This window comes from Nocardia terpenica, from assembly GCF_013186535.1.
In the GTDB taxonomy this organism is placed as follows: domain Bacteria; phylum Actinomycetota; class Actinomycetes; order Mycobacteriales; family Mycobacteriaceae; genus Nocardia; species Nocardia terpenica.
Map to the genome: position 1 here is coordinate 1,637,142 of NZ_JABMCZ010000002.1, position 15,429 is coordinate 1,652,570.

Genomic DNA, 15,429 nt, shown 5'->3' on the forward strand with positions numbered 1-15,429 from the left:
GATGTGCGCACGAGAGCCGAACCTAGGTGACCACCGCCGCCGCCGTCATGCCCCGAAGATGGGGGTCGGCGCAACGGATTTCGCTCATCTGTACGGCAGGTCCCGGTTCTGGTCGTGGATGGTGATCGCGGAGTTTCTCGGATACTACGGTGTGCCATATGTTCTGGTCGAACGCCCGACCCAGGGTGTGCTCGACATCTCCCGTTCCGGTGGGTGGCGTGGTTACGTACTAACCATGGTCTCGGCGGTCACCTGGAATGTTCTGCATCGCGTCCATGCCGAGAATTGGTATCGGGACGTGGCGAATCGGTGGCCGGACGAGCCGCATCGCATCGCGGCCATCGCGCGGCAGGTGGCGCGGCGCACCGAGGAGGTCATCGCGTTGCAGGAGGTGAGTGGCGATCAGCTCGCCGCCCTGCGCTCGGCGGTGCCCGACCGGACGCTGCACGCGCTGCGGTATCCGCGCGTACCGCGTTCGCGCCGAATCGAATCGGCGCTGCGCGACCGCGCGGAATATCTGGTGGTGCTGACCACCGGGCCGAGCCGGGAGGTCGTCGCCGAACCCTTCGCCAGCGATCCCGGCAAGGGCGCGCTGGTCGTCCACACCGACGCGGCCGTCGTCATCGCCACCCACGTGACCGGGAATTTCCACCGCACCCGCCAGCTGGCCCGCCTGGCCGAACTGGCCACCCCCGGCCGCCGCACCATCCTCCTCGGCGATTTCAACGCCGACCGCGCCACCGTCGCCGCGGCCCTGGGCCCCGCCTTCACCGTGGCCGACCTCCCCCCGACCGCACTACCCACCCACCCCCGCACCTCCGCAGACCCCAAGTCGCAGTACGTAGATCACATCGCCGTCCGCCACGGCACAATCCGCGAAATCACCGTAGAAAACACCCACGGCCTCTCCGACCACAACCTGGTCCGCGCCACCGTCGACTAACCCTCAGCGCGGCCGCCGTAGCAACCACGCCCAGAACGAGCGGCGCGGCGGGCGCGGGTACTCGGCCTTGACCGCCCCCGACTTGACCCGGCCCTCGACCCGCAGCACCGGGCTGCCCGGCAGCATCGGCTCGTTCGCCCGGTTCGCCGCGCTGCCGCTGCCGATCTTGACCCGGTCGAAATCCACCCGCCAGCCGCGCGGCACGATCAGCTTCACCACCCCGGAACCGACCTGCACACGCACCGCGACCTCGGCGTGCGGGCAGAGCGCCTCGGTGAAGTCGATGGTGATCACGCCCGACCCGGTCGTGGCCGAGATCTGGGACGGAACGATCCACTGCCCGGCCTTGCGGTGCGCCCCGCTGCTGGTCTCCAGCTCCAGCGGCTCGCGCGCGGCCGCGGCCACCGGCAGGTCCGCGGTCACCGCGACGAGATCGCGAACTGTCTCCGCCCGGTAGACGGCGATCAGCCGCTTGTCGAGCTCCACCAGAGTCAGCTGACCGTATTCGACGGCCAGCCGCAATTGCCGCGCGGTGATCTCACGCTCGGCATCGCCCACCCGGATCGCGGGTAGGGCGGAGGAATCTTCGGTCATCGGTGCCATCCCCTCGGTCGCTCCCGGACCACATCGTACGGCGCGGTCGGAAGGGGAGTAGCTTCCGAAACGATGGCCCGATGGATCCTGCACGTCGACCTCGACCAGTTCCAGGCCGCGGTGGAATTCCGCCGCCATCCGGAACTGCGGGACCGTCCGGTCATCGTCGGCGGCAACGGCGATCCCACCGAGCCGCGCAAGGTGGTGACCTGCGCGTCGTATCCGGCCCGCCGCTACGGCGTCCGCGCCGGAATGCCGCTGCGCCAGGCCGCCCGCGCCTGCCCCGACGGCATCTTCCTCCCGCTCGACCTGGCCACCTATGGAGAAGCGTCCGCGGAGGTCATGGACCTGCTGCGCACCTTCCCGGTCCGGGTGGAGGTGCTGGGCTGGGACGAGGCATTCCTCGCCGCCGACACCGCCGACCCCGAGCGCCTGGCCCGCGAGATCCGCACCGCCGTCGCCGCCCTGGACCTGTCCTGCTCGATCGGCATCGGCGACAACAAGTTGCGCGCCAAGCTCGCCACCGGCTTCGCGAAGACGGTGGGCAAGGGCTCCGAATCCGTCGACACCGGCGGCGCGGGCATCTTCCGGCTCACCGCCGACAACTGGACCGACCTGATGGCCGACCGCCCCACCAGCGCGCTGTGGGGCATCGGGTCGCGCATCGCGAAACGCATGGCGGACTTGGGAATCGAAACGGTGGCCCAGCTCGCGGCCGCCGACCGCGACGTGCTGGCCGCCGAATTCGGCCCGAGCACCGGACCGTACCTGTGGGTGCTGGGCCACGGCCGCGGCGATACCGACGTGGTCACCCGGCCGCGAATCCCCGTGGGCCGCAGCAAATCCGAGACCTTCCCGCACGACCTCACCGATCCCGCCGAGATCCGCGCCCAGGTGCGGCGCCTGGCGACCGAGGTGGCCGAGGAGATGGTCGAGGCGGGCCGCAGCACCCACCGGGTCGGGGTCACGGTGCGCACCAAGACCTTCTACACCCGCACCAAGCAGCGCAAACTGCCCGCGCCGAGCACCGATCCGGCCGAGATCGCGCAGGCCGCACTGGATGTGCTCGACCGTTTCGAGATCGATCGCCCGGTACGCTTGCTCGGGGTCCGGCTGGAACTGGTCCCGGAGGAATGAGCGCCGACGAGAGGCACGGCATGAGTGATTTCCAGACGATCCGGTTCGAGCAGTCCGGTGCCATCGCCCGGATCACGCTCGATCGGCCGACCGCCGCCAACGGCATCGATCAGCAGATGGGCCGGGAGCTGGCGCAGGTGGCGAACCGGTGCGCCGACGATCCCGCGCTGAAGGTGGTGGCGCTGACCGGGGCCGGGAAATTCTTCTCCGCCGGAGGCGATCTCAAGGCGATGGCGGCCCAGGAGGACGGCGCGGGCGCCTACGTCAAACATCTCGCCCACGATCTGCACGAGGCCATGTCGTCGTTCGCGCGCATGAACGCGCTGCTGCTGGCCGCGGTGAACGGCGCCGCCGCGGGCGCCGGATTCAGCCTCGCCATCGCCGCGGACCTGGTGGTGGCGGCCGAATCCGCCGCGTTCACCATGGCCTACACCCGCGCCGGGCTGAGCCCCGACGGCGGCGCGTCCTACTATCTGCCGCGCCTGATCGGCCTGCGCCGCACCCAGGAGCTCATGCTCACCAACCGCACGCTGCGGGCCGCAGAAGCGCTGGACTGGGGCCTGGTGCACCGGGTCGTGCCCGACGCCGAGTTGGCCGCCAGCGTCGACGAGCTGGCCGCGCAGTTCGCCGCCGGTCCCGCGCACGCCAACGCCGCGGTGAAGAAGCTGCTGCTGGTCAGCTCGGGCCACAACCTCGAGGAGCAGCTGGCGCGCGAGGCCGACTTCATCGGCGCCTGTGCCGATTCCGCCGACGGCCGCGAGGGCATCGCCGCCTTCCTGGACAAACGCGCGGCCGCGTTCGAGTAGACCGACCAGAACGCCGTTCCGGCCCTATGCTCGAACGCATGCGGTTCTGGGCGATGGTGGCACGCGAATCCGACGGCGGTGTGGTGCTCGCGCGCGAGGAGGTCGGCGACGACTTCCTCGGCCCGGGCACGGTGACGATCAAGGTGCACTACTCCAGTGCCAACTTCAAGGACGGACTGGCCATTACGCCGGGCGGCGGCGTGGTGCGCGAGTACCCGATCATCCCCGGCATCGATATCACCGGCGAGGTGGTCTCCTCCGAGGACCCGGGTTTCGCGCCCGGCGACCCGGTGATCGCGCACGGCTACGACATCGGCGTCTCGCACAACGGCGGCTTCGCCGAGTACGCCCGCGTCCCCGCCGACTGGGTGGTGAAGCTGGACGGCCTGACCATGCGGGAGGCCGCCGCGATCGGCACCGCGGGCTTCACCGCCGCCCTGAGCGTGCAGGAACTGCTGGACCGCGGCCTCACCCCCGGCTCCGGCCCGGTGCTGGTGACCGGTGCGACCGGCGGTGTCGGCACCGTCGCGGTGGACATCCTGGCCGGGCTCGGTTTCGAGGTCGTCGCCTCCACCGGCAAGACCGACGCCGGGGAACTGCTGTCCACCCTCGGCGCGAAGTCGGTCATCGGCCGCCTGCCCGAGGACCCGGAGGCGAAAATTCGCCCCCTCGGCAAGGCCACCTGGGCCGGTGCGGTCGACAGCGTCGGCGGCAAATCCCTTGCCTACGTGCTCAGTACGATCGCCTACGGCGGCGCGGCCGCCATCAGCGGCCTCACCGGCGGCGCCGCCCTCCCCACCACCGTCATGCCCTTCATCCTGCGCGGCGTGGCCCTCCTCGGCGTCGACTCGGCCCACTACCCCATCGCCCGCCGCCGCACCCTCTGGTCCCGCCTCGGCAAAGACCTCAAACCCCAACACCTCTCAGCCCTCGAAAACCAATCCCCCATCACCGAAGCCGAATCCATCCTCAACTCCATCCGCTCCGGCCACCACTCGGGCCGCACCATCCTCACCGTCGCCGGAGAGTTCTAGCCCACCCCCGCTTCATGTTCCGGCATGCCGCCCCCATGTCCCAGGCATGCCGCCCCATGTCCCAGGCATGCCGCCCCATGTTCCCGGCATGCGGTCCCCTTGTTCCCGGCATGCTTTTGGCCGGGATCCCACCCATTTTGGACCGACCAATTCAAAACATGCTACGGTACCCCCATGGCACGCCCCAAGCAGTTCGACGAGCACCAGGCGGTGGATGCCGCCATGCGCGCGTTCTGGCGGGCGGGCTACGAGGGAACGTCGACGCAAGAGCTCTGTGCCGCAACGGGATTGGGCCGGAGCAGCATCTACAACACCTTCAGCAGCAAGCATGACCTGTTCCAGCGGGCGCTGCGCCGATACATGGAGCAGAAGAACGCCGGGACCTTCGCCGTGCTGGACGGCCCGGGCTCGGCGGTGGACAAGATCCGGACCCTGCTGCACCGGATCGTCGATGCGCCGGAGCGCGATCCGCTGGGCTGCCTGGTGGTGAATTCGACGGTCGAGCTGGGCACTCGAGACTCCGAGGTCGCCGCGCTGCTGCGGGCCGATCAGGACCTCCGCCTGACCGCCCTGACCGCCACCATCGCGGCCGGGCAGAGCGCGGGGGAGATCCGAAAGGGCCCGGCCGCAACGGATCTCGCGCAGTTCATCATCGCCACCATCGGCGGCATGCGGGTCGCGGCCCGCGGCGGCGCGGATCGAAACACGCTGGAGGCCATCGCGAATGTCGCCCTGACCTGTCTCTGAGACGAGGCGGCCACGCGGCCGCCTTTTTCTCGCCTCAATTTTGAACCGTACGATCCAAAATGGAGAGGTTTTCCGATGCCGCTGGCCGTCTACATCCTGGGCCTATCGATATTCGCCCAGGGCACCTCCGAGCTCATGCTGTCGGGCCTGCTCACCCAGATGTCCACGGACCTGGGCGTTTCCGTGCCACAGACGGGCCTGCTCATCTCGGCCTTCGCCCTCGGCATGCTGCTCGGCGCGCCGATTCTGGCCGTGGTCACCGCGCGCTGGTCGCGCCGCACCGCGCTGCTGGCCTTCCTCGCGGTGTTCGTCGCCGCCCACGTGGTGGCCGCGCTGACCCCGAGCTACTGGGTGCTGTTCGCGACCCGGGTGATCGCCGCCTTCGTGTACGCCGGGTTCTGGTCCGTCGGGGCCGCGACGGCGATCGGGCTGGTGGCCGACCACGCCCGCGGCCGGGCGATGAGCATCGTCGCCGGTGGGCTCACCGTGGCGAGCGTCGTCGGCCTGCCCGCCGGGACGTTCATCGGACAGCATTTCGGCTGGCGCGGCGCGTTCTGGGCGGTGGTGCTGCTCTCGGCGCTGGCCATGATCGGTGTGCTGGCCAAGATCCCGAACGACCGCCCCACCGCCGTTTCACGGGTGCGAGAAGAGTTGCGCGCCTTGGCCACCGGAGCGGTGGCACGGCTCATGATCACCAACGTGCTGGCGACCACCGCGCTGCTGGTCTCCTTCAGTTACCTCGGGGCCCTGCTCGCCGAGACGACCGGGCTGGCCGAGGGCTGGGTGCCCGTCGTGCTGGGACTCTACGGCGTGGGCAGCCTCATCGGCATCGCCGTCGGCGGCCGGACCGCGGACGCGCATCCGCGGCGCACCCTCGCGGTGGGAATCACCGGCCTGATCGCCACCTCGGTGCTGCTGGCGCTGACCGCGCAGCACATCGGCCCGGTGGTCGTTCTGGTATTGCTGTTGGGCGCCTTCGGTTTGGGGATCAATCCGGTGCTGAACAGCCGGGTCTTCGCCCTCGCCCCACAGGCTCCGACGCTCGGCGCGGCCGGTAACATCGTCGCCTTCAATATCGGCATCACCGCCGGTCCCTGGCTCGGCGGCCTCGCCATCGGCGCGGGCATGGGCTACCCGTCGGTCGCCTGGATCGGCGCGGTACTGGGTCTCGGCGCGCTGCTGCTGGTCGGCTGGACGCACCTGCGCGAGCAGCACACCACCGCGATCGTGCCCGCCGAACTCGTTCCGGCCGAGGTGAATTGAGGCGAACGCACCGCGAGCCGCGGGACCGGGTACGCACCGGTCGCGCGGCTCGCCGCGGTACGACGACTAGCGCGAATCGGCCGTCGCCGCAGGGATATACGCGATTCCGTGCGCGGTGTGCCGTCCCTCCGGATCGATGGCGAAGCGGGTAATCGTCTGGTAGGTGCCCAGATCCACCACATCGACCGTCCCCGCCAGGAGGCTCGAGACATAGGCCGTCGACTCGTCCGGGGACGAGATGATATTGAGCGGCCCACAGTCCACATCGACCTCGGCGATCAGCTCGAAGGTGGTGGCATCGAAGACCGACAGCAGCCCCGGCAGCCGCGGGCCCGCCATAGGGTCGCCGTCGACTCGCCACTGACCGACCAGGACCTTGCCGTCGGTGGTGACGTGCACGGGACCGGGCAGGTGACCCAGCCGAATGCTGTGCACGATCTCGTCCGTCGCCGTGTCGATTACCTCCACGGCGGGGTCACCGGCCGGGTTGATCAGGGTCGGGGTCGCCACGAACAGCCGGGTGCCGTCGGCGGAGAGTGCGAGATCCTCGCTGCCCGACACCGGAATCCGGCGCATGGGGCCGCCGTCCGCGATATCCAGCACCGACACATACGTGTCGTGCTTGTTCGTGGTGTACGCCTTGCGGCCGTCGCGGGTGAGCGAGAACCAGTGCGGCAGCGTCGCTTCCGCGCTGTGCCGGGCCGCGATCCGGCCGGTGTCCGGATCCACGGCGATCACCGCGCCCGGCCCCTGCGGCCCCGTTTCGACGCTGACGTACAGCATTCCGGCCGCATCGAGCTGCATGCCGTGCGGCGCGCCCTCGGGCGCGATGTCGATGACATCGAGCACCTTGTGCGCGTCCGGATCGATCACCGAGATCTCGTGGCCCTTCTCGCCCTGCGCGAGATAGTGCCCGGACCGGTAGGTGTGGCTGGCGTACACCACGCGCCGCGCGGGGTCGAACAGCAACTCGTGCCCCTGCGGCAGCACCTCGACGATATCGGTGCGGTGACCGGTCGCGAGATCGAAAAAGCTTACGGTGCAAGCGGTATGGCTCAAGACCGCGAGCTGGGCACCGGCGTGGGTGGCATGGGTCGGCATGGTTGACCAACATCCTTCCTGCGAACTACTCGAATGATTGATCCCGGCATGTTTTTGGCCGGGATTCGGCTCGGGCGCCCGCCGATACCTCCATCGTCGCCACCTGCCCGATGACCGGCAATGCCAAGATCGGCCAGAGTACTTTTCGCTGTATGAAATCGGATGGGAGCCCGCGCGCCGCCAATCTGGACCTGAACCTGCTGGTCGCCCTGGACGCGCTGCTCGACACCAGCAGCGTCACCCTCGCGGCCGAACGCCTGCGCACCTCGCCGCCCGCCGTGAGCCGCGCCCTGGCCCGATTGCGCCGCGCCCTGGGCGATCCGCTGCTGGTCCGCGCCGGGCGCGACCTGGTGCCCACGCCGCGCGCCCTGCAATTGCGCGGCGAGGTGGCGGCGCTGCTGGAGCAGGCCCGCACGCTGCTCACCCCGCACGCCGCGCCCGAAATAGCCACGCTGGAACGGGTTTTCACGATCCAGGCCAGCGACGCCGGGCTGATCGATATCGTCGCCCCGCTGACCGCGGCCGTGCGCGCCGCGGCTCCCGGCGTCGTCCTGCGTTTCCTCCCCGACAGCCTGGAGGGCAGCTCCGCGCTCCGCGACGGCCGCATCGACCTGGAGGTCGGCGCCGTCGACCAGGCCGACCCGGAGACCGTCGTGGAACCCGTTGCCCGCGTGGGCCTGTTCGGCATCGCCGCCGCCGGGCACCCGCTCACCACGGGTCCGGTCACTCCCGAATCCTTCGCCGCCGCAGCCCATCTCGGCGTCTCCCGGCGCGGCCGCATCCGCGGCCCGATCGACGACCGCCTGGCCGAGCTCGGCCTGTCCCGCCGCGTGGTGGCCACCGTCCCCGGCTACGCCGCCGCCCTGCTCGCCGTCCGCCTCACCGATCTGGTCACCCTGGCCCACGGCCGCCCCGACGCCCCCGCCCTCACCGCACTGGACCTGCGCCCCTTCGAGATTCCCCTGGACCTGCCGCCGGTCCAGCTCTCCCTGGCCTGGCATCCCCGCCACACCGCCGACGACGCCCACCGCTGGCTTCGCGCCCGCGTACACGAGGCCCTGTCCACCGCCGTCACCCTGCCGCTCGACGAGTGACCGGAATAACCTCACCGGCCGGAATGTTCCAGCTCGCATGCCGAAACCGTTCACGGAGAACGAGCGTCAAGAATTCCTCGCGGGCAAGCGCGTTGCGACACTGTCGGTCGCGGCGACCGACGGCCGCCCGCCCGCGGCCTTCCCCATCTGGTACGACTACACCCCCGGCGGCAATATCGTGATCAACACCGGAAACGAGCGGCGCAAGGCGCGGCTCATCCGTGCGGCCGGTGCGGTCTCGCTGGTCGTGCAGCGCGAAGAGCTGCCCTATCAGTACGTCATCGTCGAGGGCACGGTGGTCGACGCCGTGACCCCGTCACCGCGCGCGGCGCGGGAGGCCATCGCCGCCCGCTACCTGGGCCCCGAGGGCGGCCGCGCCTTCGCCGAGCGTATGGACGGCGCCACCTCGATCCTGTTCACCATCCGCCCCGACCGCTGGATCACCCAGAACTACGAGGGCGATCTCTGATTCGATTGACCCTGACGCTGCGTCAGGGTTCAGTATCGCCGAACATGACCATCACCGTTCTCGATACCTACACGGCTACCCGGCAGATCCTGCGGGCCCCCGTGGCCGATCGCGCCGACCTGCTGCGCGCGATGCTCGAGCCGATCGCGGGCATGTACCGCTACTACCCCGGGGAGCCGGATCTCGCCGAAATCCACGGCCGCACATCGGGTTTCCCGATCGACCGCGACGAGGACCGCTGCCTGGACGCCCTCGAGACGCTGGCCGCGGCCGGGGCCTGGGACCGGATGCGCCGGGCCTGCGAGCAGGCGCTCGCCGTGCAACTCGCGGCGACGCCCGGGCTCGAGGTCCCCGACATCACCGTCGCCCTGCTCCTCGGCGACCCCGCCGACTCCCACTTCATGGGCCCCGTCCTCGGCGTCACCGGCTTCGGCGGCATATCCGGCTATATCACCATCACCCTGTGGCCCTACCCGGAGAACGTGGAACGGCTGGAGGCGACCGCCGTGCACGAGCTCGCGCACAACCTGCGCTTCGGTCCCGGTGGCGTCGTATGGGATCCGGCAACCGTCACGGTCGGCGACCACGTGATCTCCGAGGGCCTGGCCGACGCCTTCGCCCGCCAGCTCTACGGCAATACCCTCGGCTACACCCGAATCGGCGTACCCCATCTGCACGACGACGCCGTCCTCGCCAAGGTGATATCCGGCCTCGGGGTAACCGGCATGCAGAATTTCACGGCCTGGGTGCACGGCGACGCAAGCGCCGAACGCTTCGGCATCCCCCCGGTCGGCCTGCCCACCGGAGCCGGATACGCCGTGGGCAACCGCCTGGTCGACGCCTATCTCGCGGCGACGAAACAAACTGCGGCCCAGGCCCTGAGCGCCCCGAGCGCGGAGATCATCGCCACCGCCCTCGCACATCGATAAGCGGCCCACAAAAATTTATGCCGGGGCCAATCCGCAGCGGTGCGGGTATCGAATCACATTGCGGTGTCTGCCTGTTCGCACTGTCCGGTTTCGACGGAATCGAGGGCTGGCATCGGGTCACCAAGTGAAGGCCGGTGCCCGCGTGGTGTGGGCCCCGTGATGTGTCGTCGAATCATCCGAATCGGGAGGACAATTTCATGGTGATGGGTATTGTGAGCGCTCTGCTGAATGGTCTCACGGGGGTTCTGACCGCGCTGCTGACCGGCGGTAACGCCTGATCTTTCCCGGCGTTCGGGGCGGATCCACACGGCGTCCGCCCCGACCCGTTCGCGTAGATCGAAATCGATAGTGGCACTGCTTGTTTCGTATCGATAGGGGGATAGTGCGCGGGCATTCATGTCCGATGGCAGGGATCCGGGGCATGGCCATCGCGATGGTATCGCTGATCGTGACAATCGGGGCATCCGGTGTCGCGCAAGCCGACCCCGGCATCCCGGTGCAGGGCTGCCCGAACCTGTATGTCCTGGGCGTGCAGGGTACCGGCCAGTCGTCGCCGCAGAGCCCGCTCACCGGCGCCGACAGCGGGATGCTGGGGGCGGTGCTGGGCCCGCTGCGGGCGGTCGAACACCTGGCCGGTCACGCGTACGTGCCGTACGAGGCGGGTTTCGGTGGCGCGGTACCGGGCGGCGACGTGCCCTACGCGGCGTCGATCGGCGGCGGGCTGGATCGGTTGCGATCGATGGCGGCCACGCTGGTGGCGCGCTGCCCGCGGACCGAACTGGCACTGCTCGGGTATTCCCAAGGCGCCCATATCGTCTCGATGCTCGCCCAGCAGATCGGCAACGGCGCGACCGCGATCCCGGCCGACCGGGTCGCCGCGGTCGCGCTGCTGGCCGACCCCACCCGCGGCCGCGACGAATCACTGTTCCCCGGCGCACCCGACCGCACCACGCCCGCACCCGCGCCCGGCACCACCGGCACCGAAGTATCCCGCCTGCACGCCGACCCGCGCCGAATCCCCGACGGCGAAGGGATCGGGCCCGAACGCGATATCACCACCGATTTCGGCGCGCTCACCGGGCGAGTGGCGTCGTTCTGCCTGCCCGGCGACCTGGCCTGCGACGCGCCCCGCATGCCCCTGCTGCGGGTGCTGGTGAATATCGCCGGGCAGGTCGAACTGGATCCGGCCGACCCGATGGCCGCGCTGACCTCGATCCAGCGGGCCGTCCAGGCGACCGCGTCCAAAACAGCCACCGAGATCGTCGACCACGACCTGCGCGGCGCGACCCTGGGCACCCTGTCGCTGGCTCCCGGATACTCGCTGAGCCAGCGCCTGGCCGAGGCCTCCGATCCCCGCGAAACACCCGACGTCCGGCAGGCCGAGCTGAAAATCGGTACCAGCGCCCTGAATTCGCTACTGGCGCTCACCGGACGCATGCTGACCCCGGCCGACGTCGCCGAGATAGCGGCCCTCGGCCTGGCGAATCCCTCGGCCGCGCTCACACTGCTGGGCGAGAAATTCGTGACCGCAGGACATCAGCGCATACCGCGCGGGGCGGTGTTCCACCTGGTCACCGATCTCTTCGACGCGCTGGCCCAATTGTGCGACGACACCGGCCAACTACTGGACCTCGGCGTCTGGACGAAGTACTTCGACACCGTCCGCCAGCACGGCGCCTACCTGGATACCGCCTTCACCACCAGCGGCCAACCCGCCACCGAATTCATAACCGACTGGTTCACCGCCCTCGCCAGCGACCTTGCCGCCCACCGCATCCCACCGCCGCCGCCCGCTCCACCGGTGCCCGCGCCGCTTCCACCCGCACCGCAGAGCGCGCCGTCGCCCCTGCCGCCCGCGATCTCATCGGCCGACACACCGCCGCGTCCTACTCCCGCACCGGCATCGGCGAGTCATCAGCCCGCCGCTGCCCGGGACGACTCGCGCCTGACCGCTGCCACTCACCGATTCGACCGCGAATTCGCGTGGATCTTCATCGTGGCCGGGCTCGCCGCCATCGCCTACACCGCCAGCCGCCCCCGCCGCGCGGGACAACACTCCCGTCCCGATCGATCCAAGGAGCACGAATGATCATCAGACTCGTCGGAGCCCTCGTGGGCGGATTGCTGGATCTGGTCATCGGCCTGCTGGTCCCGTAGCCCGGCATCTCACGCCGTGGCCAGCAGTGCCGCGGCCGCCGCCGCCTCCACGATGCAGTAGAACCAGTTGGGGTACAGCGCGGTTCGGTCGTCGAGTGCGGCCGAGGCGATCCGGCCGACCGCCATGCCACCCAGCGCGGCGGCGACGGTGACCACGATCCCGCTGCGCCATGATCCCGGGTGGCAGGCGGCCACCGCGAGGATCGCCGCCATCGCGATCCCGAAACCCCCATAGACCGCGCGCACCTCATACCTGCCCGTGGCCCCGCCCAGGCGAATCCCGAACGGGCGAACGAGCGCATCGGGCGCCCACAGCGCATAGACGCCCATTCCGAGGAATGCGGTGGCGGCAACAATAATGACGGCGACAGCCACTCTCACCTCCGAGTCGATCTCTACCAGGAGCATCAGGATGACCGCCGATGTCGGCCGCGCGCTTCCACGAACCTGCTATCCGGTGGTGTGGCTGTGGCCCGGCACGGCGCTGTACTGCGGTCGCGCACTGGAATTGGCGCCCCACTCGGGAGCCGTCTGGTGTCTCGCCGTCGGGATCGACAATCCGATCACGATCGAGGTGAACGAGCGAGACCCGATCACCGCGCGCAGCGCCCTGATACCGCCGCGCCTGATCCACCGGCTGCGCTGTCACGGCAGCCGAATGATGTTCGCCTACTTCGACCCGGCCTCCGCGCGGGCGTCGAGCTGTCGGCCCGCGATGACCCGGTGGATCGATGAGGTCGGTATCGGCCACGCCGACGAACGGCGACTCGTCCGGCTCGCCGCCACCGTGCTCACCGACGCGGACGACTCGCTCGCCCAGGACTGGCTGGACCTGGCCGCGCGACCCGAGCAACGGCATATCGACCCGAGGATCGCCGAGGTGACCCGGCGGATCCGCCGAGACCCTGCCGCGGCGACGCCCGCCCGGGAGCTGGCCGAGGCGGTCGGGCTGTCGGAATCACGGCTGCTGCACCTGTTTCGGGAGCACATCGGCACCAGCCTGCGCCGTTTCCGGCTGTGGGCCAGGCTCGAACACGCGGTCGCGGCGTACCACCGCGGGCACACGATCACCGCCGCTGCCGCCGAGGCCGGATTCGCGACCCCCTCCCATCTCGCCGACCGGTTCCGCAGCACATTCGGCCTGTCGGTCACCGCATTGCTGCACACCGGTGCCGACATCCGGCCACGCGCGGACCCGTAAGTGATTACGCCGCAGCGGTTTCGGTGTCGTCGGCGAACTGGGTGCGGTACAGCTCCGTGTAGCGTCCACCCGCGTCGAGCAGTTCGGTATGGGTGCCCTGCTCGACGATGCGGCCGTCCTCGATGACGAGGATCTTGTCCGCGCCCCGGACCGTCGACAGGCGGTGCGCGATGACCAGGGCGGTGCGGCCGTCGAGCGCTTCGTTGAGCGCTTCCTGAACGGCCGCTTCGGAAGTGGAGTCGAGCGACGCGGTGGCCTCGTCGAGGATGACCACCCGCGGTTGCTTGAGCAGCAGGCGGGCGATGGTCAGGCGTTGGCGTTCGCCGCCGGACAGCCGGTAACCCCGTTCGCCGACGATGGTGTCGAGACCATCCGGCAGCGATGCCACCAGATCGAGCAACCGGGCCCGTTGCAGGGCGTCCCACAGCTCCGACTCGTTGGCCTCCGGCCGGGCCAGCAGCAGATTGCCGCGAATGGAGTCGTGGAACAGATGCCCGTCCTGGGTGACGAGCCCGACCGCGTCCTGAATCGACCGCCCGGTCAGCTCGCGCACGTCGACGCCGTTGAGCCGCACCACACCGTCGTCCACGTCGTACAGTCGCGAAACCAGCTGCGCGATGGTCGATTTCCCGGCGCCGGAGGAACCGACCAGCGCCACCATCTGCCCCGGTTCGGCGCGCAGCGAAATGCCGTGCAGCACTTCGACTCCGCCGCGGGTGTCGAGCGTGGCGACGTCCTCCAGCGAGGCCAGCGAGACCTTGTCGGCGGCCGGGTAGCCGAAGTGCACCCGGTCGAACTCCACCGAAACCGGGCCTTCCGGAACGGGTTTGGCGTCCGGCGCGTCCTCGATCAGCGGCTTCAGGTCGAGGATCTCGAAGACCCGCTCGAAGCTCACCAGCGCCGACATGACATCCACCCGGGCGCTCGCGAGCGCGGTGAGCGGGGCGTAGAGCCGGGTGAGCAGCAGCGACAGCGACACCACCGCGCCCGCGTCGAGCTGGCCGCGCAGCGCGTACCAGCCGCCGAGCCCGTAGACCAGCGCCACCGCCAGCGCCGACACCAGCGTCAGCGCGGTGACGAACAGGGTTTGCAGCATGGTGGTGCGCACGCCGATATCGCGCACCCGCCCGGCCCGCAGCGCGAATTCCGCGGACTCCTGCCGCGGCCGCCCGAACAGCTTCACCAGGGTGGCGCCGGGCGCGGAGAAGCGCTCGGTCATCTGGGTGCTCATGGCGGCATTGAGCTGCGCCGCCTCCCGCTGGATGCCCGCCACCCGAACGCCCATGCGGCGGGCGGGAAGCATGAACAGCGGCAGCAGAATCAGGGCCAGCAGCGTGATCTGCCAGGACAGCCGCACCATGACCGCGAGGGTGAGCACCAGCGTGACGATATTGGTGACCACCCCGGACAGCGTGGTGCTGAAGGCGCGCTGCGCGCCGATCACGTCGTTGTTGAGGCGGCTCACCAGCGCGCCGGTGCGGGTGCGGGTGAAGAAGGCGATCGGCATCTTCTGCACGTGGTCGAACACCGCGGTGCGCAGGTCCAGGATCAGGCCCTCACCGATGCGCGAGGACAGCCAGCGGATGACGATGCCGAGCCCGGCGTCGAGGACGGCGATCAGGCCGATGACGATCGCCAGGGTGACCACCGACCGGGGCGCGGCATGCCCCACGATGTCGTTGACCACCCGCCCGGCCAGCACCGGATTGGCCACCTCCAGCAGCGCCGACGCCACGCTGAAGGTCAGGAACCCGATCAGCGCGAGCCGATGCGGGCGCGCGAACCGCAGGATGCGACCGGCCGTCGCCCGGCTGAGCGCGCGCCGTTCCTGCGGCGCGTGCGACGCCCGGTACAGCTGGCTCCACGCCACCGATTCGATGCTCATCCGCCACTCCTTCCGCTGCGGGGTAATTCAACCCCGGCCCACCGACACTAAGACCTCAACAATGGTTGA

The 15,429-nt window shown here is 69.9% G+C and carries 15 protein-coding genes; 11 read left to right on the forward strand and 4 right to left on the reverse strand.

Translation table 11 applies throughout. The annotated features are described in order from the left end of the window. Positions 1-151 precede the first annotated feature (151 nt). Complete coding sequence (locus HPY32_RS19375) at positions 152-943, forward strand: endonuclease/exonuclease/phosphatase family protein (protein ID WP_231951359.1); 792 nt, start codon at positions 152-154, stop codon at positions 941-943. Positions 944-946: 3 nt separating this feature from the next. Here HPY32_RS19375 and HPY32_RS19380 read toward each other — a convergent pair whose 3' ends face one another. Continuing rightward, on the reverse strand, positions 947-1,537 hold the full coding sequence (locus tag HPY32_RS19380) for a DUF1707 SHOCT-like domain-containing protein (protein WP_171982930.1): 591 nt from the start codon (positions 1,535-1,537) through the stop codon (positions 947-949). 72 nt (positions 1,538-1,609) lie between these two features. Here HPY32_RS19380 and HPY32_RS19385 point away from each other — a divergent pair, with 72 nt between their 5' ends. From HPY32_RS19385 to HPY32_RS19405, 5 genes are all read left to right on the forward strand, one after another. Further along, positions 1,610-2,674 carry a DNA polymerase IV gene (locus tag HPY32_RS19385; RefSeq protein ID WP_067579262.1) on the forward strand — a complete coding sequence of 355 codons (1,065 nt, stop codon included), beginning with the start codon at positions 1,610-1,612 and terminating at the stop codon, positions 2,672-2,674. A 20-nt stretch (positions 2,675-2,694) separates the two neighbouring features. Next, complete coding sequence (locus tag HPY32_RS19390) at positions 2,695-3,480, forward strand: enoyl-CoA hydratase/isomerase family protein (RefSeq protein WP_067584717.1); 786 nt, start codon at positions 2,695-2,697, stop codon at positions 3,478-3,480. Between the two features lie 38 nt (positions 3,481-3,518). Next, positions 3,519-4,514 carry an oxidoreductase gene (locus tag HPY32_RS19395; protein ID WP_067584714.1) on the forward strand — a complete coding sequence of 332 codons (996 nt, stop codon included), beginning with the start codon at positions 3,519-3,521 and terminating at the stop codon, positions 4,512-4,514. 174 nt (positions 4,515-4,688) lie between these two features. Then, on the forward strand, positions 4,689-5,261 hold the full coding sequence (locus tag HPY32_RS19400; RefSeq protein WP_067579260.1) for a TetR/AcrR family transcriptional regulator: 573 nt from the start codon (positions 4,689-4,691) through the stop codon (positions 5,259-5,261). A 75-nt stretch (positions 5,262-5,336) separates the two neighbouring features. Further along, a complete protein-coding gene (locus tag HPY32_RS19405) occupies positions 5,337-6,524 on the forward strand; it encodes a Cmx/CmrA family chloramphenicol efflux MFS transporter (protein WP_067579257.1) in 1,188 nt (395 codons plus the stop codon). Between the two features lie 66 nt (positions 6,525-6,590). On the opposite strand, the gene HPY32_RS19410 is transcribed toward HPY32_RS19405, so the two are convergent. Then, positions 6,591-7,625, reverse strand: a complete 1,035-nt coding sequence (locus HPY32_RS19410; RefSeq protein ID WP_067579255.1) for a beta-propeller fold lactonase family protein — start codon at positions 7,623-7,625, stop codon at positions 6,591-6,593. 152 nt (positions 7,626-7,777) lie between these two features. Between HPY32_RS19410 and HPY32_RS19415 the strand changes: the two genes are divergently transcribed. The 4 genes from HPY32_RS19415 to HPY32_RS19430 all read left to right on the forward strand — a co-directional run bounded on the left by HPY32_RS19415 (position 7,778) and on the right by HPY32_RS19430 (position 12,206). After that, positions 7,778-8,719, forward strand: a complete 942-nt coding sequence (locus HPY32_RS19415; RefSeq protein ID WP_171982931.1) for a LysR family transcriptional regulator — start codon at positions 7,778-7,780, stop codon at positions 8,717-8,719. 37 nt (positions 8,720-8,756) lie between these two features. Continuing rightward, complete coding sequence (locus HPY32_RS19420; RefSeq protein WP_067579253.1) at positions 8,757-9,188, forward strand: pyridoxamine 5'-phosphate oxidase family protein; 432 nt, start codon at positions 8,757-8,759, stop codon at positions 9,186-9,188. Between the two features lie 44 nt (positions 9,189-9,232). Continuing rightward, complete coding sequence (locus HPY32_RS19425; protein WP_067579251.1) at positions 9,233-10,117, forward strand: DUF2268 domain-containing putative Zn-dependent protease; 885 nt, start codon at positions 9,233-9,235, stop codon at positions 10,115-10,117. A 421-nt stretch (positions 10,118-10,538) separates the two neighbouring features. Next, positions 10,539-12,206 (forward strand): cutinase family protein, encoded by a 1,668-nt coding sequence (locus HPY32_RS19430; RefSeq protein WP_171982932.1) that lies wholly within the window; start codon positions 10,539-10,541, stop codon positions 12,204-12,206. 77 nt (positions 12,207-12,283) lie between these two features. Here HPY32_RS19430 and HPY32_RS19435 read toward each other — a convergent pair whose 3' ends face one another. Next, positions 12,284-12,649, reverse strand: a complete 366-nt coding sequence (locus HPY32_RS19435; protein WP_231951358.1) for a DUF4345 family protein — start codon at positions 12,647-12,649, stop codon at positions 12,284-12,286. A 37-nt stretch (positions 12,650-12,686) separates the two neighbouring features. On the opposite strand from HPY32_RS19435, the gene HPY32_RS19440 reads away from it, so the two are divergent. Continuing rightward, a complete protein-coding gene (locus HPY32_RS19440; RefSeq protein WP_067579245.1) occupies positions 12,687-13,475 on the forward strand; it encodes an AraC family transcriptional regulator in 789 nt (262 codons plus the stop codon). Between the two features lie 4 nt (positions 13,476-13,479). Here the strand turns inward: HPY32_RS19440 and HPY32_RS19445 are convergent, their stop codons facing one another. Further along, complete coding sequence (locus tag HPY32_RS19445; protein WP_067579243.1) at positions 13,480-15,360, reverse strand: ABC transporter ATP-binding protein; 1,881 nt, start codon at positions 15,358-15,360, stop codon at positions 13,480-13,482. Positions 15,361-15,429 lie beyond the last annotated feature (69 nt).

Excerpts from the sequence above, each read along its gene's own strand:
- HPY32_RS19415 (WP_171982931.1), top strand. The coding sequence starts at position 7,778 with ATGAAATCGGATGGGAGCCCGCGCGCCGCCAATCTGGACCTGAACCTG.
- HPY32_RS19430 (WP_171982932.1), top strand. The coding sequence starts at position 10,539 with ATGGCCATCGCGATGGTATCGCTGATCGTGACAATCGGGGCATCCGGT.
- HPY32_RS19440 (WP_067579245.1), top strand. The coding sequence starts at position 12,687 with ATGACCGCCGATGTCGGCCGCGCGCTTCCACGAACCTGCTATCCGGTG.
- HPY32_RS19385 (WP_067579262.1), top strand. The coding sequence starts at position 1,610 with ATGGCCCGATGGATCCTGCACGTCGACCTCGACCAGTTCCAGGCCGCG.
- HPY32_RS19425 (WP_067579251.1), top strand. The coding sequence starts at position 9,233 with ATGACCATCACCGTTCTCGATACCTACACGGCTACCCGGCAGATCCTG.
- HPY32_RS19445 (WP_067579243.1), bottom strand. The coding sequence starts at position 15,360 with ATGAGCATCGAATCGGTGGCGTGGAGCCAGCTGTACCGGGCGTCGCAC.
- HPY32_RS19420 (WP_067579253.1), top strand. The coding sequence starts at position 8,757 with ATGCCGAAACCGTTCACGGAGAACGAGCGTCAAGAATTCCTCGCGGGC.
- HPY32_RS19380 (WP_171982930.1), bottom strand. The coding sequence starts at position 1,537 with ATGACCGAAGATTCCTCCGCCCTACCCGCGATCCGGGTGGGCGATGCC.
- HPY32_RS19400 (WP_067579260.1), top strand. The coding sequence starts at position 4,689 with ATGGCACGCCCCAAGCAGTTCGACGAGCACCAGGCGGTGGATGCCGCC.
- HPY32_RS19410 (WP_067579255.1), bottom strand. The coding sequence starts at position 7,625 with ATGCCGACCCATGCCACCCACGCCGGTGCCCAGCTCGCGGTCTTGAGC.
- HPY32_RS19395 (WP_067584714.1), top strand. The coding sequence starts at position 3,519 with ATGCGGTTCTGGGCGATGGTGGCACGCGAATCCGACGGCGGTGTGGTG.
- HPY32_RS19390 (WP_067584717.1), top strand. The coding sequence starts at position 2,695 with ATGAGTGATTTCCAGACGATCCGGTTCGAGCAGTCCGGTGCCATCGCC.
- HPY32_RS19405 (WP_067579257.1), top strand. The coding sequence starts at position 5,337 with ATGCCGCTGGCCGTCTACATCCTGGGCCTATCGATATTCGCCCAGGGC.